Raw genomic sequence first — 20,100 nt, forward strand, 5'->3', positions numbered from 1 at the left:
TGGTCGAGTGCAACGGAGATACCCATGAACAACTCCCTTCGGCGCACCATCTACCGCCTCGCCCTGACATGCGCGCTTGCCGCCAGCGGCGCCGCGACCACGGCGGCTGCACAGTCGACGCAACCGTCCGCGCCGGCCAAGCCGGTCACGCTGATCACCAACGCGCGGATCTTCGACGGCCGCTCGGACGCGCTGACCGCGCCGATGAGCGTGCTGGTCGACGGCAACGTCATCGCCCGGATCGCGCCACGCATCGACGCGCCGGCCGGCGCAACGGTCATCGATGCCGGCGGCCGCACGATGACGCCCGGCTTCATCGACGCGCATTACCACATGACGCTGCAGCTGAGCCCGCTGCTCGCCATCGGCAGCGACGAGTACTACCACGCCTTCAACGCGGTGCCGATGGCGCGCTCGACGCTGGCGCGCGGCTTCACCACGGTCCGCGACGTCTCCGGCAACACCTTCTCGCTGAAGCGCGCGATCGACCGCGGCCTGATCGTGGGCCCGCGCATCTATCCGTCCGGGCCGATGATCAGCCAGACCTCGGGGCACGCCGACGCACGCATGGCGAGCGAGCGCTCGCCGGCGCAGGGCGGACGCTACAGCCCGCTGATGGAGCTGGGCTACAACGCCGTGGCCGACGGCGTGCCGGAGGTGCTGAAGGCCACGCGCGAGAACCTGCGCCGCGGCGCCTCGCAGATCAAGATCGCGGTCGGCGGCGGCACCGGCAGCGAGTCCGACCCGCTCGACGTCTCCGAGTTCACGTCGGAGGAAATCCGGGCGGCCGTGCAGGCGGCCGGCGACTGGAACACCTATGTCACCGCCCACGTCTACACCATCAACGGCATCCGCCGGGCGATCGATAACGGGGTCAAGTGCATCGAACACGGCCAACTGATGGACGAGGCGACGATGCGGCTGATGAAGGACAAGGGCATCTGGTGGAGCCCGCAGGTCAGCATCTTCACTTTCATCCCCAAGGGCTACACCGCCGACCAGAAGCGCAAGCACGAGCAGGCCTTCAGCGGACTCGACGCGGCGTTCCGGACCGCGAAGAAGATCGGTTTTGACCGTATCGCCTTCGGCACCGACATCGTCACCGACCCGGACGCGTTCAATGCCGCGAACGAGGAGTTCGTGCACCGCCTGAAATGGTTCACACCGGCCGAGATCCTCAGGCAGGCCACGTACACCAACGCGCAGCTGTTGGCGATGTCGGGCCCGCGCAACCCCTTCCCCGGCAAGCTCGGCGTGATCGCGGAAGGCGCGATAGCCGACCTGCTGCTGATCAACGGCAACCCGCTGCAGGACATCTCGATCCTGATCGACTACCGCAAGAACATCGCGCTGATCATGAAGGACGGCGTGATCTACAAGGACCTGATCGGCGACAACGAGGTCAACCTGGGGTTGTGACCGCCGTCAACGGCCTGGTGGTACGCGATGCAAAGGGGCTGCCGGTGAAGCCGGAGCCTGATCCGCTCCTGGGTCGAAGCCACGGACCGTCTGGTCGCGACGGTCAACACTGATCCGAATTCAGGAGGATGCCGTGAAACTCCGCACGCTGTTGAACCTGCAGAGGTAGGGTGGGCACGGAGTGCCCACGCGGTTTGGACGCTTGGTTCAGCGTGGGCACAGGTGCCCACCCTGCGCGCTGCACACGTGTTTGGGGTCGTCCATCCCCTGTGGGGCTTCACGGAGGTTCCCGACCTGACGAAAAGGAACAACGACGGAGCACGTGCAGGATTGGACCAAAGGCCAATTGTGGACAGGAGAATGAGAGCGGTCGCGACGGTCAACACTGATCCGAATTCAGGAGGATGCCGTGAAACTCCGCACGCTGTTGAACCTGCAGAGGTAGGGTGGGCACGGAGTGCCCACGCGGTTATGGACGCTTGGTTCAGCGTGGGCACAGGTGCCCACCCTACGCGCTGCACACGTGTTTGGGGTCGTCCATCCCCTGTGGGGCTTCACGGAGGTTCCCGACCTGACGAAAAGGAACAACGACGGAGCACGTGCAGGATTGGACCAAAGGCCAATTGTGGACAGGCGAATGAGAGCGGAGACTGTAATGCATCAGGTGCGTGGCACGACGTTGCTGCCGTCTTGCGTTGCATTTCTTCAATCCTCATTACAGGAAACCACAATGGTGCTGACGGAGTACAAACCAGGCACTGCGTTTCCCGGTGAAACGGGACGCACCATGGAAGAATCGCAACCGGCATGGCCCGCTCCCGTGCGAGCGAAGAAAGGCGTGCCGAACGTGCTGTTCATCGTGCTGGACGATACCGGGTTCGGACAACTCGGATGCTACGGCTCGCCGATCAAAACACCCAACTTCCGGGTCGACCGTGTCCAGCAGATACGAAGCGCCGTTCGAATTCACCGGCACGATCTTCAAGGTGACGGTCGACGTGTCGGGCAAGATGACGCAGGACACCGAGGAAGAAAAGAAGGCGCAGGCGAAGGTGCAGATGGCGCGGCACCGGATATGGTATTCACGGCACAGGACGCGCCAACTCCTGAAAAATTCAGGTGATGTGAGATTTGTCATCCGACAGAAAAGCATGTGTCAAATGAGCCTTGCAAAAATGACGCATGCGATTCGTCATCGGATTGGGAGCACTCCATGCGACTCATTCTTCGGTACTTGCTGGCCTTCCTCGCCTTGTTATGCATCAGCACGGCAGGGATAGCGCAGGCCAAGCTCGACAACGCACAGCTCGACCAGATTCTCGCGCCGGTCGCGCTGTATCCGGACGCGCTGCTGTCGCAGCTGTTGATGGCATCCACCTATCCCGAGGATGTCGCCGAAGCGGCCAAGTGGTCGGCTGCCAACCCGAACCTGAGTGGTGACGCTGCCACCAAGGCGGTGCAGGGTGAGGAATGGGATCCGAGTGTGCAATCGCTGGCGGCGTTTCCCTCCGTGCTCGACCTGATGGGGCGGCAGCCCGATTGGGTGAAATCCGTCGGCGATGCGTTTCTCGACCAGCCTGAGGACGTGATGGCTTCTGTGCAACGCCTGCGCGCCAAAGCGCAGGCAGCAGGTACGCTCAAGACCACCGAGCAGCAGAAAGTCGTCACCTCGACGCAGGGGACGACCACGGTCGTGCAGATCGAGCCCGCCAATCCCCAGGTAGTCTACGTGCCGACGTACAACCCGACCGTGGTGTACGGCACCTGGGCCTATCCCGCGTACCCGCCGGTTTATTATCCGCCGCCGCCGGGCTCCGCTTTTGCTTCCGCCATGGTTGCCGGAATCGGCTTCGGACTCGGCGTGGCGGCCGTCAATTCCATGTGGGGCGGTTTCGATTGGGGCAGCAACGACGTGAACATCAACGTCAACCGCTACAACAATGTCAACGTCAACCGGCAGCTCAATGCCAGCCGGAACAACGTGAGCTGGCAGCATGATCCCGCGCGCCGCGGCAACACGCCTTATCGCGGCGCAGCCAGCCAGCAGCGTTTCGACTCCAACCGGCAGGCCGCTCTGGCCAATCGGCCTGCGAGGCCGACACCAACACGGACAGCGGATGCGGAGCGAGACGCGGCGCGGGCGCGTTCCGCACAATCCGTTCAGAGCCGGACCGGACAGACGATTCCCGGACATGCCGGCGCCGAGAAGCAAAAGGCAGATCGCGCTGCCGCAATCGACAAGTCACGCCAGGACAATCGCGACACCGCGTTGCGCGACGCAGGAAATGGCGAGCGCACGCGGCAGGAGATCAAGCAGGCCGAACAGCCGCGGGCTGCCGCGCCTGCACGGACAAGCACCCACCAGCAGCGCGCAACAAAACCGGCCGAAAAACCGGCAGCCGGTGCGGCCCCTGCACGCAGCGGCGGTGGCGCCCGTGCCGGAGGAGGCGGTGCCGGCGGCGCTCGCGGCGGTGGGCATGGTGGTGGCGGTGGACATGGTGGTGGCGGTGGACATGGCGGACGGAGATAAACATGAAACACACACCGATGTTGCTGATATGGCGTGGCGTGGCCGGATTGGCGATGGTTGTCGCGCTGAACATGGGAAGCGCCCATGCCCAGGCCGTGTTCGCCACGCCGGAAGCGGCCGCCGACGCCATGGTGGATGCGATCGCGCGCAACGACGACGACGCTGTGAAGCGTGTACTGGGACCGGAATTCCGCCGCTTCGTGCCTGCCGGCAGCGTGGCGCGCGAGGATGTGTACAGCTTCCTCGGCGCGTGGGCAAAGCGGCATGCGATCGAAACAAGTTCGCCGTCATCGGCGAATCTCGTGGTCGGCGACAGCGGCTGGGTGTTTCCCGTTCCGCTCGTGAGAACCGGCAAGGGCTGGCAATTCGATACGCGCGCGGGAATTGCAGAAATGCAGCGCCGCCGCATCGGGCGTAATGAACTCGCGGCAATCGACACCTTGCGCATGCTCTGCGATGCGCAGGAGCGTTACCGGGCGACGGCAGGCAACGGCAAACCCGCCGCGCGTCTGGTCAGCCGGCCCGGTCGGCAGGATGGCCTGTACTGGCCCGTTGCGGACGAAGCCAATGCGAGCCCGCTCGGCGCCGATGCGCTCGTGATGCAAGCCGATGTGCCTGCCGACGCGGCATTTCACGGCTATCGCTTCGCCGTGGCGCCAGCCAAAGACGATGGCTGTGCCTTCGTGGCATGGCCGGCAGTTTATGGAACAAGCGGTGTGCGCAGTTTTGCCATCGGATCCGATCGCCAAGTCATGGAACGCGATTTCGGTCGACGCACCAACGCGACGGATTATGGCAAGCCGAGGACCCGGGACGACGCTGGCTGGACACTCGTCTCTCGGTAAGGCGGGCACCGTGTCGATCGGAACAGGAACGCAATGCGTTGGCCGCGGGCCCCGCGGAATGACGGCCTGGCAGACGCGTTGCCATGGCCTTGCGAAGTCAACGCGGATCGCGACGTGCCGACTCCAGTCGAGGGAGCGATGAACGGCGATAGCGGATCACACCGGATACAGGCCGGAACTGCGACATTGGAGCCGTTTTCCCTGGTGCGCGGCGACCTGTTCTTCCGCTTGCAACGACGCCTAGGGTTGATCCCGGCCGATGGCAGCGGCATCCTGCGCCGTGCGGTGCTCTACAGCATGCTGTGCTGGCTGCCCTTGGTCGTATGGGCATGGGTCGCCGGCAGAATGCTGCCTGGCGACACGGCCGATCCATTGCTCGCGCACTACGACATCCATGTGCGCTGCCTGGTATCGGTGCCGCTGATGATTCTCGCGGAAGGCACGGCGCAGGCCATTGTTCCGACCGGCTTCTCGCAGTTTCTTCGCAGGGGGATCGTGGACGGCAACATGGAACCCGCGTTTCGCGACATTATTGCCAGTGGCATCCGGCTGCGTGATCGCGTCTACCCTTGGATCATGATCGCCGGGCTGGTCCTCGCCTGGACCACGGTGACTTTCATCCAGCCCGATCCCGATGAAATCTCATGGGCGAAGGAGGGTGCCGACGGGCGCAGTTTCGGTGCATGGTGGTTCCTGCTGGTGGTGCGGCCGGTGTTTTCGATATTGCTGCTGGTATGGTTCTGGCGCCTGATCCTGCTGGGGATCGTGCTGTTCCGCATCGCCCGGCTGCCGTTGCTCCTGGTGCCCAGCCACCCCGATCGACTGGGCGGACTGGGCTTTCTGTGCTGGTTTTCCCTGGTGTTCAGTCCGCTGGTGCTCGCGCTGTCTGCGGCCGTTGCCGCACATTGGGCGCATGCCGTGCTCCATCATGGCGTCCAGGTGTCGTCGCTGTATGTCGAAATGGCGACGCTGGCCGTCGTGCTGGTGCTGCTCACCATCGTGCCGCTTTTCTCCTTCACCCCCTTGCTTTCGCGAACGCGCAGGCAGGCTTTGGCTGACTACGGTGTGTTGCTGGCGCTGCATGGCCGCAAGGTGCGGCAACGCTGGATTCTCGGCGAGCGTGTCGAAGACGACGGCCTGCTGGGTGCTCCGGAACTGGGTCCGGTCGCCGACACCCAGACGCTCTATCAATCCGTGACCGCCATGCAAATCGTGCCGGCAAGCAAAGCGTCGCTCATCGCGGTCGCCGGGGCCGCAATCCTGCCCATGGCGATCGTGATCGCGATCCAGTGGCCGCTTCAAGAAATTCTGATCGGGCTCGTGAAGACATTGCTCTGAAGGGCGAGGCAATCCTTCGTGCTGCCCGCGGGCGTTTTGATGACATGCCGGAAATCAATGCAGGAGTGCAAGCCGCCGATGCTGTTGGACCAAAGGCCAATTGAGACGGCACGCGGCATCACGGACACTGAAGTACCGAAATGGGCCTGGCACATTGCGCTCAAGCGGACGAGGGGATTCGCGCCGATGCGTACCGATGTGTACGCGGGTGGCAACGGTGCACCCTGCAACACTCCCAAACATCCAACCACCTCAGGACTTCGTCATGACCAAACCGACGGCATCCAAGCCAAATAATTCCAAATCCAATGCAGCCGGCAACACTGCACCACACGAGGATTTTTCACGCAGCATCCTGCCGATTCCCGATCCCAGGCATGTCGGCCTGACGACCTACGACGCCAAGGATCCCGACACGAGCTATCCGCCGATCAGGGCGCTGCGGCCGCCGAAGGATGCGCCGAACGTGCTGATCGTGATGCTCGACGATGTCGGTTTCGGTGCCTCGTCCGCGTTCGGCGGTCCATGCCACACGCCGACCGCAGAACGGCTCGCCGCCAGCGGACTGAAGTACAACCGCTTCCACACCACCGCGCTGTGCTCCCCGACGCGCCAGGCCTTGCTGACCGGCCGCAATCATCACTCCGTCGGCATGGGCGCGATCACCGAGATGGCAACCTCGGCACCCGGCAACAGCAGTGTCCGGCCGAAGGACAAGGCCACGCTCGCGGAAATGCTGAAGCTGAACGGCTATTCCACCGCGCAGCTCGGCAAATGCCATGAAGTGCCGATCTGGGAAGTGTCGCCCATGGGCCCCTTCAACCAATGGCCGACCGGCTCGGGGTTTGAATATTTCTACGGCTTCCTCGGCGGCGAAGCGAACCAGTATTACCCCGGCCTCTACGAAGGCACGACCGCCGTCGAGCCGCCGAAGACGCCGGAAGAGGGCTACACCCTGACCGAGGACCTCGCCAACCGCGCCATCACCTGGATTCGCCAGCAGAAGGCGCTGCTGCCGGACAAACCCTTCTTCATGTACTTCGCGCCCGGCGCGACGCATGCGCCGCATCATGTACCGAAGGAATGGTCGGACAAATACAAGGGCAAGTTCGACGGCGGCTGGGACAAGCTGCGCGAGGAAATACTGGCGCGGCAGAAAAAGCTCGGCGTCATCCCGGAAGATGCTGTGCTGACGGCGCGCCACAAGGAGATTCCTGCGTGGGACGAGATGCCGGAGAAGCTGAAGCCGGTGCTGGCGAAGCAGATGGAAATCTACGCCGGCTTTTTTGAGCAGGTCGATCACCACGTCGGACGGCTGGTCGATACGCTCGAAGACCTGGAGATACTCGACGACACGCTGATCTATTTCATCATCGGCGACAACGGCGCTTCGGCCGAGGGAACGATCAACGGCTGCTTCAACGAGATGGCGGTGTTGAATGCCATGCCGGGGATCGAGACGGTCGATTTCCTGTTTTCCAAGATCGATGATTTCGGCACGCCAGAAGCCTACAACCACTACGCGGTCGGCTGGGCGCATGCGCTGTGCACGCCGTATCAGTGGACCAAGCAGATCGCCTCGCATTGGGGCGGGACACGCAACGGCTTGATCGTGCACTGGCCGAAAGGCGTCAAGGGCAAGGGCGAAATCCGCAGCCAGTTCCACCACGTCATCGATGTCGCCAAGACGGTGCTCGAAGCGGCCGGCCTGCCCGAACCGACCATCGTCAACAGCATCGCGCAGGCACCGCTCGAAGGCACGAGCATGCTGCCCACCTTCACCGAGCCAAAGGCGCCGGAGACGCATCTGGTGCAGTACTTCGAAATCATGGGCAACCGCGGCATCTACCACAACGGCTGGACCGCATGCACCCGGCACCGCACGCCATGGAAGGCCGACGAGCCGCCGCCTTTTGATGCGGATGTCTGGGAACTGTATTCACCGGACGACTGGACGCAGGCGAACGACCTCTCGAAGAAAGATCCGAAGAAGCTCGCCGAGCTGCAGCGGCTGTGGCTGATCGAGGCGGTGAAGTACAACGTCGTGCCGCTCGACGATCGCGGCTTCGAACGCATCAATCCGGACATCGCCGGACGGCCGCAACTCATCAAGGGCAATAGCCAGATGCTGTTCCAGGGCATGCGCGTGGCCGAAGGCTGCGTGCTGACCCTGAAGAACAAGTCGCATTCCGTCACGGCGGAAATCGTTGTACCGGAAAAGGGCGCGACGGGCGTGCTCGTCACGCAGGGCGGCTCGATGGGCGGCTGGACCCTGTACGTCAAGGACGGCAAGCTGAAGTATTGCTACAACTTCTTCGGCATCGAGCATTACTTCACAGAAGCTGACAAGCCCATCCCGGCTGGCAAGCACCAGGTGCGCATGGAATTCAAGTACGACGGCGGCGGCCTCGCCAAGGGTGGCGACATCACGCTCTACTACGACGGCAAGGCGGTCGGCAAGGGGCGTGTCGAGAAGTCCCAGCCGATGGGTTATTCCGCCGACGAAGCCTGCGATGTCGGCGGCGATACCGGCTCGCCCGCATCGCCCGACTACGGCCCGTCCGGCAACCTGTTCACCGGCGAGATCGCGTGGGTGCAGATCGACATCGGCGAGGACGATCACGACCACCTGATCACGGCGGAGGACCGCTTGCGTATCGCGATGGCGCGGCAGTGACTGACGGTAACTTCTGCAGCCTGGTAGGGTGGGCACACAGTGCCCACGCGGATATAGCAGGCTGACTCAGAGTCATTGCGTTCGTCATGACCGCGTGGGCACGATGTGCCCACCCTACCGGGCTACCAGACTACGAATGCATTGAAGCAATCGCTATCCGAAACCTCAATTGGAACGGAGATTTGACATGAATATGCAAACGCACACCGGCGGCGCGCAAGCCGCGAGCCCTTACCTGTTCCACGGTGGTTTCCCGACGCAGGAAACCGTGGAAACGGCCTATGACGACGCCGATCTGGATCGCGCCATCCAGGCCTACCGTTTCTTCTATCCGACGGTGTCCGGCGCCGCCATCCTCAAGGGCAATGCGGATATCGGCGTGTTGCCAAACAAGGTGTTCGGCATCCTCGACACCAAACCACGTCACGTCGGTTTCACGCTCAACTCCGACACGCCTTATGCGCCGATATTGCTGGACCTGAGCGTCGGTCCGTTCGTCATCGAGCTGCCGCCGGGGCCGCTGATCGTCGTGGCGATGGACGTCAACCAGCGCTGGGTTGCCGACATGGGCGTGCCCGGCCCTGATGCCGGCAACGGCGGCAAGCACCTGCTGTTGCCGCCGGATTACGAAGGGGCTGTGCCGGAGGGCTATCACGTCTGGCACACGACGACCAATCGATTGATCGTGGGGGTGCGTTCGCTACCCGTCGGCGGCGACCTGCAGGCGGCTTTCGATCGCATCAAAACCATCAAGGTGCATCCGCTCAATCCGACGGCCGGCTGGACCGATCCGCAGTGGCCCGACCTGACGCCGATGCCGCAGGACACCACTCCCTTGAAGTGGGAAGGCAGATTCCAGTATTGGGAAGTGCTGCACGACGTGATCGAACACGAGCCGGCCTTCGAGGGCTACCGCAGCTATTACGGCGAACTGGCGGCGCTGGGCATCGCCAAGGGGAAGCCGTTCAATCCCGATGCCCGCATGCGCGGCATTCTGGAGCGGGCGGCGCAGATCGGCCATGCGCAGATGTGTGCGCAATCCTTCGCCAACCGCCGGCCCGACCGCGTCGTGTGGGCAGACCGCAAATGGGAATGGGTCGGGCTGCGACCGGAGAACGGCGACTTCGACGCCACGTCCTATGTCGATGTCGATGCGCGTGAAGTGTGGTTCTACCAGGCCATCGGCGCATCGCCAGCGATGTTCCGCCGCTCGGCGGGTGCCGGCTCGCTCTACTGGCTGGGCTTGCGTGACGCCAGCGGTGCCTATCTCGATGGCGGCAACACCTACAGGCTGAGTGTGCCGCTGCCGGTTCCCGCCCAACTGTTCTGGTCGGTGACGGTCTACGACGCCGAGACGCGCAGCCAGATCCAGACCGATCAGGACAAGGCCGCACTGCGCTCGATGTTCGAGCTGAAGGATGTATCCGGGTCCGCCGCCGAACTCTACTTCGGTCCCGCCGCGCCGGCCGGCAAGGAAGGGCAGTGGATCAAGACCGTACCCGGCAAGGGATGGTTCGTGTATTTCCGCATCTACGGGCCGCAGCAGCCGGCATTCGACGGTAGCTGGAAGCCGGGAGACTTCGAGAAGGTCAAGTAAGGGCGCGCTCGTCCGCGTTTGATTTTCCAATTCTGCGAGGAGATAGCAATGGCATCACAATCCGACAAATCCGAATCAACGAATCCGCAGTACGACAATGCTGGTACGCCAAACGTGCTGCCGCGTCCCGATTTCCGTTTTCCCGGAGAGATCGGACGCACTTATCTCGAATCGGACCCGGCGCAGTTTCCGCAACCGGTACAGGCTCCCAAAGGCGCGCCGAATATCCTGCTGATCCTGATCGATGACTGCGGCTTCGGCCAGTACGGCACCTTTGGCGGCGGCATTCCGTCACCGACGATGGACAAGCTGGCCGCCGAGGGCCTGCGCTACAACCACTTCCATACGACCGCGCTGTGCAGCCCGACGCGCGCGGCGCTGATCACGGGCCGCAATCATCATTCGACGGCATTCGCGGGCATCACGGAGGCGGCCACCGGCTATGACGGCTACACGTGCATTCTGCCCAGGAGCTGCGGCACGGCTGGCGAGGTACTGCGGCAGAACGGCTACATGACGGCGTGGATCGGCAAGAACCACAACACGCCGCCGTGGGAGACGAGCGCGGTGGGTCCGTTCGATCGCTGGGCCAACGGCCTCGGCTTCGACTATTTCTACGGCTTCAACGCCGGCGATATGAATCACTGGGATCCGATCCTCTACGAAAACCGGGATCTGGTGTCGAGGTCCACTGACCCCAACTACCATCTCACTACCGATCTCGCCGACAAGGCGATCGCGTGGGCGCGGCAGGCGAAGAGCATCGCGCCTGACCGGCCTTATTTCCTGTATGTCGCCACCGGCGCCACCCATGCCCCGCACCAGACCCCGCAGGAATGGATAGACAAGTTCAAGGGCCAATTCGACGAAGGTTGGGACAAGTACCGCGAACAAACGCTGGAGCGCCAGAAGAAACTGGGCGTCGTGCCACCGGACACCAGGTTGACGGAGCGTTCCAGGGGCCTGCCGGCGTGGGATTCCCTGAACGCAGATCAAAAGCGCCTCTATGCCCGCATGATGGAAGTGTTCGCCGGTTACGGGGCGCAATGCGATTACGAACTCGGCCGCGTGGTGGATGCCTGCAAGCAGCTGCCCGATGCCGACAATACCCTCATCATCTACATCGCGGGCGATAACGGCGCGAGCGCCGAAGGCGGGCTGGAGGGTTCGCTGTGCGAAAACATGTTCTTCAACGGTTTCCTGGAAAAATGGGAAGACAACATCAAGGCCATCGATGAACTGGGCGGGCCGAAGCACTTCAATCACTTCCCGTCCGCGTGGGCGCATGCGATGAACACGCCGTTCCAGTGGACCAAGCAGGTCGCCAGCCATTTCGGCGGCACGCGCAATCCGATGATCATCTCGTGGCCGGCGCGCATCAAGGACAAGGGCGGCGTGCGCACGCAGTTCCTGCACACCATCGACATCGTGCCGACGCTCTACGAGCTGTGCGGCATCACCGCACCGACCGAGTTGAACGGCGTGCAGCAGAAGCCGATCGAAGGCGTCAGTTTTTCCTCCACCTTCGACGAGGCGAAGGCCGACAGCAAGCGCAAGACGCAGTACTTCGAGCTGGGTTGCAACCGCGGCCTCTATCACGATGGCTGGATGGCCTCATCGCCTTCCTTCGTGCCGTGGGACACGAACCGCCAGGAGTGGGACCCGGACAAGGCAGTGTGGGAGCTGTACAAGATCGACGAGGATTTCTCGCAGGCGAACGACCTCGCTGCCAAGTACCCGGAGAAGCTGCGTCAGTTGCAGGATCTCTGGTGGGTCGAAGCCGCAAGGTACAGCGTGCTGCCGCTCGACTGGCGTGCCACGATCCGCTTGAACGCCGAAGCGATGGGACGACCCAGCCTGATTGGGCACCGCACCGAGATGACCTACTACCCGGGCACGGTCGGACTGCCGGACGCGGCCTCGCCGCCGATGTGCAACAAGTCGTGGACGATCACCGCCGAGATCGACGTTCCCGACAACAAGGCCGAAGGCATGATCGTCACGCATGGCGGCCTTGAGGGCGGCTACGGACTGTACCTGCGCGATGGCAAGCCGACTTTCGTCTACAACTTCCTCAGTGTCGAACGCTCCACCTTCGCCGCGAATGAACCTCTGCCCAAGGGCAAGACCACGCTGGTCGTCGATTTCAAGTACGACGGCGGCGGCATGGGCAAGGGCGGGCAGATCAGCGTGAGCGCCAACGGCAAGCAGATTGCCGAGGGCCGGCTGGCGCGCACGATCCCGATCCAGTTTTCTCTCGGAGAAGGGCTCGACGTCGGCATGGATGTCGGCTCGCCGGTGGACTTCAGCTATCAGTTGCCGTTCACGTTCACCGGGAAGATCGAGAAGGTGACGATCGCGCTAGGGAAGCTGGATGTTTCGCCGGCCAAGGCGGCGCAGCAAGGGTAGGGTGCGTCCCACGCACCATTTTTTCTTCGTAGGCCGCGATGGCAGTGAGCGACGTGTGCGGGAGTGGTACGCGGAGCGCACCAAACGCACTGGTAATAACCCGATTAGGAGAAATTCATGGCAAAGAAAAATGAAAAGACAACACAGGCATCCAATGGAAATGCGCAGGAGATCCAGCGCACCGTGCTGCCGATTCCTGATATCAGGCGCTCCGGGCCGACGATCTACGATGCGAAGGATCCCGAAGCGAAGTTCCCGCCAATCCGGGAAGTGCTCCCGCCGAAGGGCGCGCCCAACGTGTTGATCATCATGCTCGACGATGTCGGCTTTGGTGCGTCGAGTGCTTTTGGTGGCCCGTGCCAGACTCCGACGGCCGAGCGCCTGGCCGCCGGCGGCCTGAAATACAACCGCTTTCATACCACGGCGCTTTGTTCGCCGACCCGACAGGCTCTGCTGACCGGCCGCAACCACCACTCGGTCGGCATGGGCGGGATCACCGAGATCGCCACAGGCGCGCCAGGCTATTGCTCGAAACTTCCCAATAATGCCTCGCCGCTTGCCCGGACCCTGAAACTGAACGGCTACGCCACCGCTCAGTTTGGCAAGTGTCACGAAGTACCGGTGTGGGAGACCAGTCCGGCCGGCCCGTTCGACGCCTGGCCGACTGGCGGCGGCGGGTTCGAATACTTCTACGGCTTCATTGGCGGCGAGGCCCACCAGTGGTACCCCTCGCTCTACGAAGGAACCACGCCGGTCGAACCGGAGAAGTCCCCGGAAGAGGGCTACCATTTCATGGCCGACATGACCGATAAGGCCATTTCCTGGATCGGTCAACAGAAGGCGCTGATCCCCGACAAGCCGTTCTTCGTTTACTTCGCGCCGGGCGCCACGCACGCTCCGCATCACGTTCCGAAGGAATGGGCCGATAAATACAAGGGCAAGTTTGACCAGGGCTGGGACAAGGTGCGTGAAGAGACTTTCCAGCGCCAGAAGAAGCTCGGCGTCATCCCTGCCGACTGCAAGCTGACGCCGCGCCACAAGGAGATCCCCGCGTGGGACGACATGTCGGAGGATCTGAAGCCGGTGCTCCGGCGGCAGATGGAAGTCTATGCGGGCTTCCTCGAGTACGCCGACCACCACGTGGGTCGTCTGCTCGATAACCTTGAGGAGCTCAACTTGCTCGGAGACACGCTGGTGTACTACATCATCGGCGACAACGGCGCCTCGGCCGAAGGGACGCTGAACGGTACCTTCAACGAGATGATCAACTTCAACGGGGCGGCGGCACTGGAGACACCGGAGTTCCTGAGGGAGCGGATCGATGAGCTAGGCGGGCCGACCTCGTACAACCACTACGCCGTAGGCTGGGCGCACGCCATGGACACGCCCTACCAGTGGACCAAACAGGTGGCTTCGCATTGGGGCGGCACCCGTAATGGCACGGTCGTGCACTGGCCAAAGGGCATCAAGCCAAAGGGCGAACACCGCATGCAGTTCCACCACGTGATCGACGTCGCTCCGACCATTCTGGAGGCGGCCGGGATCCCGGAGCCGATGATGGTCAATGGCGTGCAACAGATGCCGATTGAAGGCGTCAGCATGCTGTACTCCTTCAACGATGCACGCGCTGCCGACCGGCACGAGACGCAGTACTTCGAGATGTTCTGCAACCGCGGCATCTATCACAAGGGCTGGACTGCGGTGACCCGGCACAAGACACCGTGGATTCTGGTCGGAGAGAAGACGCCGGCCTTTGACGATGACGTCTGGGAGCTCTACGACACCTCGAAGGATTGGACGCAGGCCGACGACCTGGCCGCAAAGATGCCGGAGAAGCTGCACGAACTGCAGCGGCTGTGGCTGACCGAGGCGACCAGGTACAACGTGCTCCCGCTCGACGACCGGGGTGCCGAGCGGATCAACCCGGACCTGGCGGGGCGGCCGGTGCTGATCCGCGGCAACAGCCAGATCCTGTTCAGCGGCATGGGCCGACTGTCCGAAAACTCGGTGCTTAACATCAAGAACAAGTCCCATTCGGTGACGGCCCAGATCCTTGTGCCAGAGACAGGGGCAGAGGGAGTGATCATTGCCCAGGGCGGCAACATTGGCGGTTGGAGCCTCTACGCCAAGGGCGGCAAGCTCAAGTACTGCTACAACCTGATGGGGCTTCAATACTTCTACGTCGAGGCGGACAAGCCCTTGACTAGCGGCGAGCACCAGGTCCGCATGGAGTTTAGCTACGACGGCGGAGGGATTGGCAAGAGCGGGACCGCATCCCTGTATATCGACGGCAAGAAGGTCGGCGAGGGCCGGGTCGATGCCACCGCGTCGATGATCTTCTCGGCCGACGACGGCTTGGACGTGGGTCGTGACACCGGCGCCCCTGTTTCGCAGGACTACGGCCCGCATGGAAACGCTTTCACAGGCGTCGTCAAGGGTGCACAGCTCGCGATCGGGGAGGACGCCATGACCGCCGATCATTTGGTCAAACCGGAAGCGGCTGTCGCCTTGGCGATGGCCAGGCAGTAGACGGCTGCGCATCGCCGGCGAGCGCGTCTCTTCGCCGGCTGTTCCGAAAACATGAGTTGAAGCCTGGTAGGGTGGGCACACAGTGTCCACGCGGATATCGCAGGCTGACTCACTGTCATTGCGTTCGTCATGACTGGGTGGGCACGATGTGCCCACCCTACCAGTCTTGTAACTTTTTCTCAGCTAGTCTTGAAGTTCGTTGGGAGGAAAGTGTGGATTCTGCGGGCATTGCTCTCATTGCATTTGCATGTATCTTCGGCGGCGCGCTGCTTGGCACTTTCTGCCACCGACTGGTTGCACAGACGTTGAGCGCCGATGTGAGCGATGCCCTGAAGCAGATGATCAGCCTGATCGGCATGATGGCATCGCTGGCGCTTGGACTACTGGTGGCTTCGGCAAATGGTTCGTTCACCGCAAGAAACGAGGCGCTTGACCGCATTGCCGCAGACATTGTCCAGCTCGACCGTGTGCTGACTGGTTATGGAGCCGAAGCGCAAGGCGCGCGCACATCGCTGCGCGACATGCTGGCATCGACCATCGAGCGCCTGTGGCCTGAAGAGGGCTCCGGGCGCGTGCAGGTGGAAACCGGCGCAGTTCCTGCGAGAATTGAAAATATCCAGCGCAAATTATATGCACTGTCGCCTGAGAATGAGATGCAGAAAAGGTTGCAGTCGCGTGCGCTGACTCTCTTCGACGATCTGTTGCAAACGCGCGCGCTCGCGCTGGAGAAGGCCAGTCGTTCGGTTCCGATGCCATTCCTTGTCGTGATGGTGTTCTGGCTCAGCATGGTCTTCTTCGGCATCCACCTGTTTGTCGCGCCGAACAGAATCGTCATTGCGAGCATGTTTATCGGTGCGCTGTGCCTGTCGGCCGCGATTTTTCTGATTCTTCAATTGGACAGTCCGTTCGAGGGGATGATGCGGCTTTCAAGTGCGCCTCTGCGTAGGGCGCTCGGCATACTCGGGCAATAGTCCAGTGTCAGCAAAGGTGTGGAAAACGAGGTGAAGGGCTTCATCTACGCTGCAAGGTTTGACCGTCAGATGCACCGCGTGGGCACAGGTACCATCCCTGCGAAGCTGTTTCAAGATATCCGGCGAATGGAGTTTGTTCGTGCAGGAACATCTCCGTCTGTTTCCTTCTCTTAGTTCATGGATGGATTTCAAAAACCCTTGCCTTGCGCGCACCGATATTTAGAAGAATTGATTTGTGGAACGTGCCACGAGCGTGCCGCGTACGCTGTTTCACTCCTTCTCAGCTTCTCAGCGACATTATGTTTCCTTTGTCCCTCGAGTCTATTTTTAAAAGCTCGCCTATCGGCAGTTATCTTTTATCGCCGACGCCGGAAGCAATCATTCTCGATGTGAATGATTTTTTCCCGCATAAGGTTTCTTTTACGCGGGAAGACATGATTGGACGGAGTCTCTTTGATGTGTTTCCCGATGATCCCAAGGACTCCAAAGAAACCGGGGTGGAAGCATTGCGGCAATCCATTGCGCAAGCTGTTGCGACTGGAAAAAGGCAAATTTTACTGGCGCAACATTTGCCAATAAAAAAAACCTTGCCCAGCGGGGAAGTCATCCATGAAGAGCGGTTTTGGAACACCTCCAGTACCCCTGTCTTCGATCAGGAAGGAGGATTGACATGCGTTTTCCACGCCATGATGGACGTCACCAAGGAAGTACAAGCGGAAGCTGCCCTGCGCCAAAGTGAAGAACGGTTTCGGTCGCTTGTCATAGCAACCACCCAGACGGTATGGATTGCCGAACCTGATGGCAACATTGTTGTGGACTCGCCATCCTGGAGAGCTTTCACCGGACAGAGCTACGATGAGGGGATGGGATTTGGGTGGTTAAACGCGGTTCATCCGGCTGACCGTGAACGGATTAACCATTTATGGAGCGTTGCTACCAGTGAAAGCAATATTTACCAGACTGAGTATCGGGTACGGCACAAAGACGGCGGATATCGTTGGACCGCCGTAAGAGCGGTTTCCATCAAGAATGCGGATGGAACGGTTCGGGAATGGATTGGAACCAATACGGATATCGAAGACCAGAAAAGAGCGGAAGAGGAGCTGCAGATTGCCAACCACCGCTTGAAGCTGGCAATTGAAGGTGTCGGCGAAGGCGTATGGGAATGGGATGTGCAAAGAAACAAGATAAGTTACTCCATCCTGTTTGAAGAAATCGTCGGATGCGAACACGGCGAATTAAGCGATGACCCTGACGATTTGCTTTCATTGATACATCCGGAAGATTTATCCCGCGTCCAAGCGGAGAGGGATGCCTATTTGCAAGGCAAGACATCGTCGTCTTCATGCGAGTATCGGATTCGTCGCAAGGACGGTAGCTGGAAGTGGGTTCATACCCGGGGAGTTCTGGTCGAGAAATCCGCTACGGGGGAACCGTTGCGCGTCGCAGGCATCACCAGTGACATCACCGAGCGCAAAGAATCTGAAGAGCGCATCTGGCACCTTGCCAATTTCGATACGCTGACAGGCTTGCCGAACCGCCGGCTGTTTCGTGACAGGCTGACCCAGGAAGTCATGAATGCACATCGGCAGCAAACCAGGCAGCAAACCGCCATCGCATTGTTATTCATCGATCTGGACGGTTTCAAACAGGTCAACGATCTGTTCGGCCATGATGCCGGAGACATGCTGCTGTTCCATGCCGCGCAACGCATCAGGCAATGCGTCCGGGACACCGATACCGTCGCGCGCCTGGGCGGGGATGAATTCACCATTATCCTCAGCGGCTTGCACTCCACCGATCATGTCGAGCTTGTCGCACAAAAGGTGATTGACGCGCTTGCCTTGCCATTTGCGATCGGGAGCGAAAAAGCATTCGTGTCCGGCAGCATCGGCATTGCCGTTTATCCCGATGATGCGGATACCCCTGAGGAATTGATCCGCAAGGCCGACCAGGCGATGTATGCGGCCAAAAGCGCGGGAAAGAATCGGTTCAGCTATTTCACAAGAGAAATGGACGAAGAGGCACATATGCGTCTGCGCCTGATCCAGGAGTTGCGGCATGCAATCCAGCTCGACCAGATCCACGTGCATTATCAGCCGGTCGTCGAATTGCAAAGCGGCGGCATCTTGAAGGCGGAAGCATTGGCAAGATGGACGCATCCATTGTTCGGCAATGTCGAGCCCTCTCTATTTATTCCGCTGGCAGAGGAATCGGGCGTGATCAACGACATTGGCGATTATATCTTCAGGGAGGCGGCAGCGACGATCAAGCACTGGGATGCATTGCCTGGTCTGCCCCTGGAAATCAGCATCAACAAGTCTCCCATCCAGTTCGGGACGAAAGACCAGGATAAATGGCTGGACTATCTGCAGCAGCTGGAACTGCCCCCAGACCGGGTGACGGTGGAGATCACGGAAGGCGTGCTGCTCGATGTGTCGGAAAACGTATCCAGCAAACTTTTCGAATACAGGGATGCCGGCATTCAGGTAGCCATCGATGATTTCGGGACCGGATATTCATCAATGGCATACCTGCAAAAATTCGATATCGATTTTCTGAAAATTGACCAGTCCTTTATCAAGGATCTTGTCACCAACCACGGTAACAGGGCGATTGCCGAGTCGATCATTGCCATGGCCCATAAACTGGGGCTGAGAGTCATTGCCGAAGGCGTGGAAAACGGAGAGCAAATGGCACTGCTGAGAGACGCGGGATGCGATTACGGGCAGGGATACTATTTTTCGCGGCCTCTTTCAGCCAATGACTTTGAGAATATGCTGGTGAAGAGAAACGGCACCCATAGCGCGAGTTCTCTTCACTGACTTTCCCTGCGGAGCGAAATGTCCGCCAGGCTGCCGCCGCATGTGGCCGCATGTGGCCGCAGCGTCCGCGCCACAAGCCAAATCCTCACTTCACCGCAAAGCAGTACAGCAGTCCATCGCCACCCGTGCCGCGCAAGCCTTCGGGAGCGCAGCCGCGGACGGATGCGAGGAGTCCCACGAGCTGGCCCGCGAGGATGCGATCGGCCCCGCGCGACCGTGGTGTCCCGGCATCCCGGAGCCATCGGTCCCGCTCCTGGTCCGGTTGCGACAGGTCATGTTGGGAAACGGCGGGGCCGGAAAGGCCGTCCCATCCGGCCTGCATCATTATGCTGTCCATCGAATCTCCTTTCGGCTTTGCGGGCGCAATGGCGGTCCGGCCTCGTGCCTCAGGCGTCGCGTGGCAGCACTGTCAGAACTCGGGCGATGAAACCCTGCAGCTCGACCAGGTAGTTGCTCAGGAAGTTTTTCGTTCCGTCGTCGGTGACCTCGCCATCGGGCGTGATCAGCCCGGGTTTGAACTGGATGTAAGCCTCGACGGTGTTCATCAGCGGTGAGTTGCAGAAGCACAGCACGCCGCGCAGCTGGCTCTGCGCCACTGCGGTGCCGATCGCGCCCGGCGAGGTTCCGATGACGCCGGAGGGCTTGCGCGCGAAGGAGTTCTGGCCCCAGGGGCGGCTGGCCCAGTCAATGGCGTTCTTCAGGCCGCCCGGGATCGAGCGGTTGTACTCGGGCGTGACGAAGAGCAGGGCGTCGCAGTCGGCGATGGTCTGCTTGAAGGTCCGCGCAACCGGAGGGTAGTCGACGTCGTAGTCGGCGCTGTAGAGCGGCAAGTCCTTGATCGGAATCTCCACGAAGTGCAGTCCCGGCGGCGCCAGGCGCACCAACGCCTTGGCGAGCAGGCGGTTGATCGATGTCGAGGAAAGGCTGCCGACGAAATATCCGACTTTGTGGCTGGTCATG

12 protein-coding genes are annotated in these 20,100 nt (G+C 61.3%); 11 read left to right on the forward strand and 1 reads right to left on the reverse strand.

What is annotated here, in order from left to right; all coding sequences use genetic code 11:
• The first annotated feature begins 24 nt into the window (after window positions 1–24).
• The 11 genes from D3870_RS06570 (at window position 25) to D3870_RS06620 (ending at window position 19,140) form a co-directional block, all read left to right on the forward strand.
• Window positions 25–1,419, forward strand: coding sequence for a metal-dependent hydrolase family protein (locus D3870_RS06570; protein WP_119737663.1), 1,395 nt, complete (start codon window positions 25–27; stop codon window positions 1,417–1,419).
• A gap of 655 nt (window positions 1,420–2,074) precedes the next feature.
• Window positions 2,075–2,542: a hypothetical protein gene (locus D3870_RS22500; protein WP_199710546.1), complete on the forward strand. Its 468-nt coding sequence runs from the start codon at window positions 2,075–2,077 to the stop codon at window positions 2,540–2,542.
• 90 nt (window positions 2,543–2,632) lie between these two features.
• Window positions 2,633–3,949 (forward strand): DUF3300 domain-containing protein, encoded by a 1,317-nt coding sequence (locus D3870_RS06580; protein ID WP_119737665.1) that lies wholly within the window; start codon window positions 2,633–2,635, stop codon window positions 3,947–3,949.
• 2 nt (window positions 3,950–3,951) lie between these two features.
• Window positions 3,952–4,794 carry a DUF2950 family protein gene (locus tag D3870_RS06585; RefSeq protein ID WP_119737667.1) on the forward strand — a complete coding sequence of 281 codons (843 nt, stop codon included), beginning with the start codon at window positions 3,952–3,954 and terminating at the stop codon, window positions 4,792–4,794.
• A gap of 114 nt (window positions 4,795–4,908) precedes the next feature.
• Window positions 4,909–6,132 (forward strand): hypothetical protein, encoded by a 1,224-nt coding sequence (locus D3870_RS06590; protein WP_242489886.1) that lies wholly within the window; start codon window positions 4,909–4,911, stop codon window positions 6,130–6,132.
• A 265-nt stretch (window positions 6,133–6,397) separates the two neighbouring features.
• On the forward strand, window positions 6,398–8,809 hold the full coding sequence (locus D3870_RS06595; RefSeq protein ID WP_119737669.1) for an arylsulfatase: 2,412 nt from the start codon (window positions 6,398–6,400) through the stop codon (window positions 8,807–8,809).
• Between the two features lie 187 nt (window positions 8,810–8,996).
• Window positions 8,997–10,406 carry a DUF1254 domain-containing protein gene (locus tag D3870_RS06600; RefSeq protein ID WP_119737670.1) on the forward strand — a complete coding sequence of 470 codons (1,410 nt, stop codon included), beginning with the start codon at window positions 8,997–8,999 and terminating at the stop codon, window positions 10,404–10,406.
• 48 nt (window positions 10,407–10,454) lie between these two features.
• Window positions 10,455–12,815, forward strand: a complete 2,361-nt coding sequence (locus D3870_RS06605; protein WP_119737672.1) for an arylsulfatase — start codon at window positions 10,455–10,457, stop codon at window positions 12,813–12,815.
• Between the two features lie 117 nt (window positions 12,816–12,932).
• Window positions 12,933–15,344 carry an arylsulfatase gene (locus D3870_RS06610; protein WP_119737674.1) on the forward strand — a complete coding sequence of 804 codons (2,412 nt, stop codon included), beginning with the start codon at window positions 12,933–12,935 and terminating at the stop codon, window positions 15,342–15,344.
• 146 nt (window positions 15,345–15,490) lie between these two features.
• Window positions 15,491–16,315, forward strand: coding sequence for a bestrophin-like domain (locus D3870_RS06615; RefSeq protein ID WP_119737676.1), 825 nt, complete (start codon window positions 15,491–15,493; stop codon window positions 16,313–16,315).
• A gap of 299 nt (window positions 16,316–16,614) precedes the next feature.
• Window positions 16,615–19,140, forward strand: coding sequence for a sensor domain-containing protein (locus D3870_RS06620; RefSeq protein WP_119737678.1), 2,526 nt, complete (start codon window positions 16,615–16,617; stop codon window positions 19,138–19,140).
• A gap of 386 nt (window positions 19,141–19,526) precedes the next feature.
• Here D3870_RS06620 and D3870_RS06630 read toward each other — a convergent pair whose 3' ends face one another.
• A complete protein-coding gene (locus tag D3870_RS06630; protein ID WP_119737682.1) occupies window positions 19,527–20,099 on the reverse strand; it encodes an NADPH-dependent FMN reductase in 573 nt (190 codons plus the stop codon).
• Window position 20,100: the final 1 nt, after the last annotated feature.

It is taken from the genome of Noviherbaspirillum cavernae (genome assembly GCF_003590875.1).
Lineage (GTDB): Bacteria > Pseudomonadota > Gammaproteobacteria > Burkholderiales > Burkholderiaceae_D > Noviherbaspirillum > Noviherbaspirillum cavernae.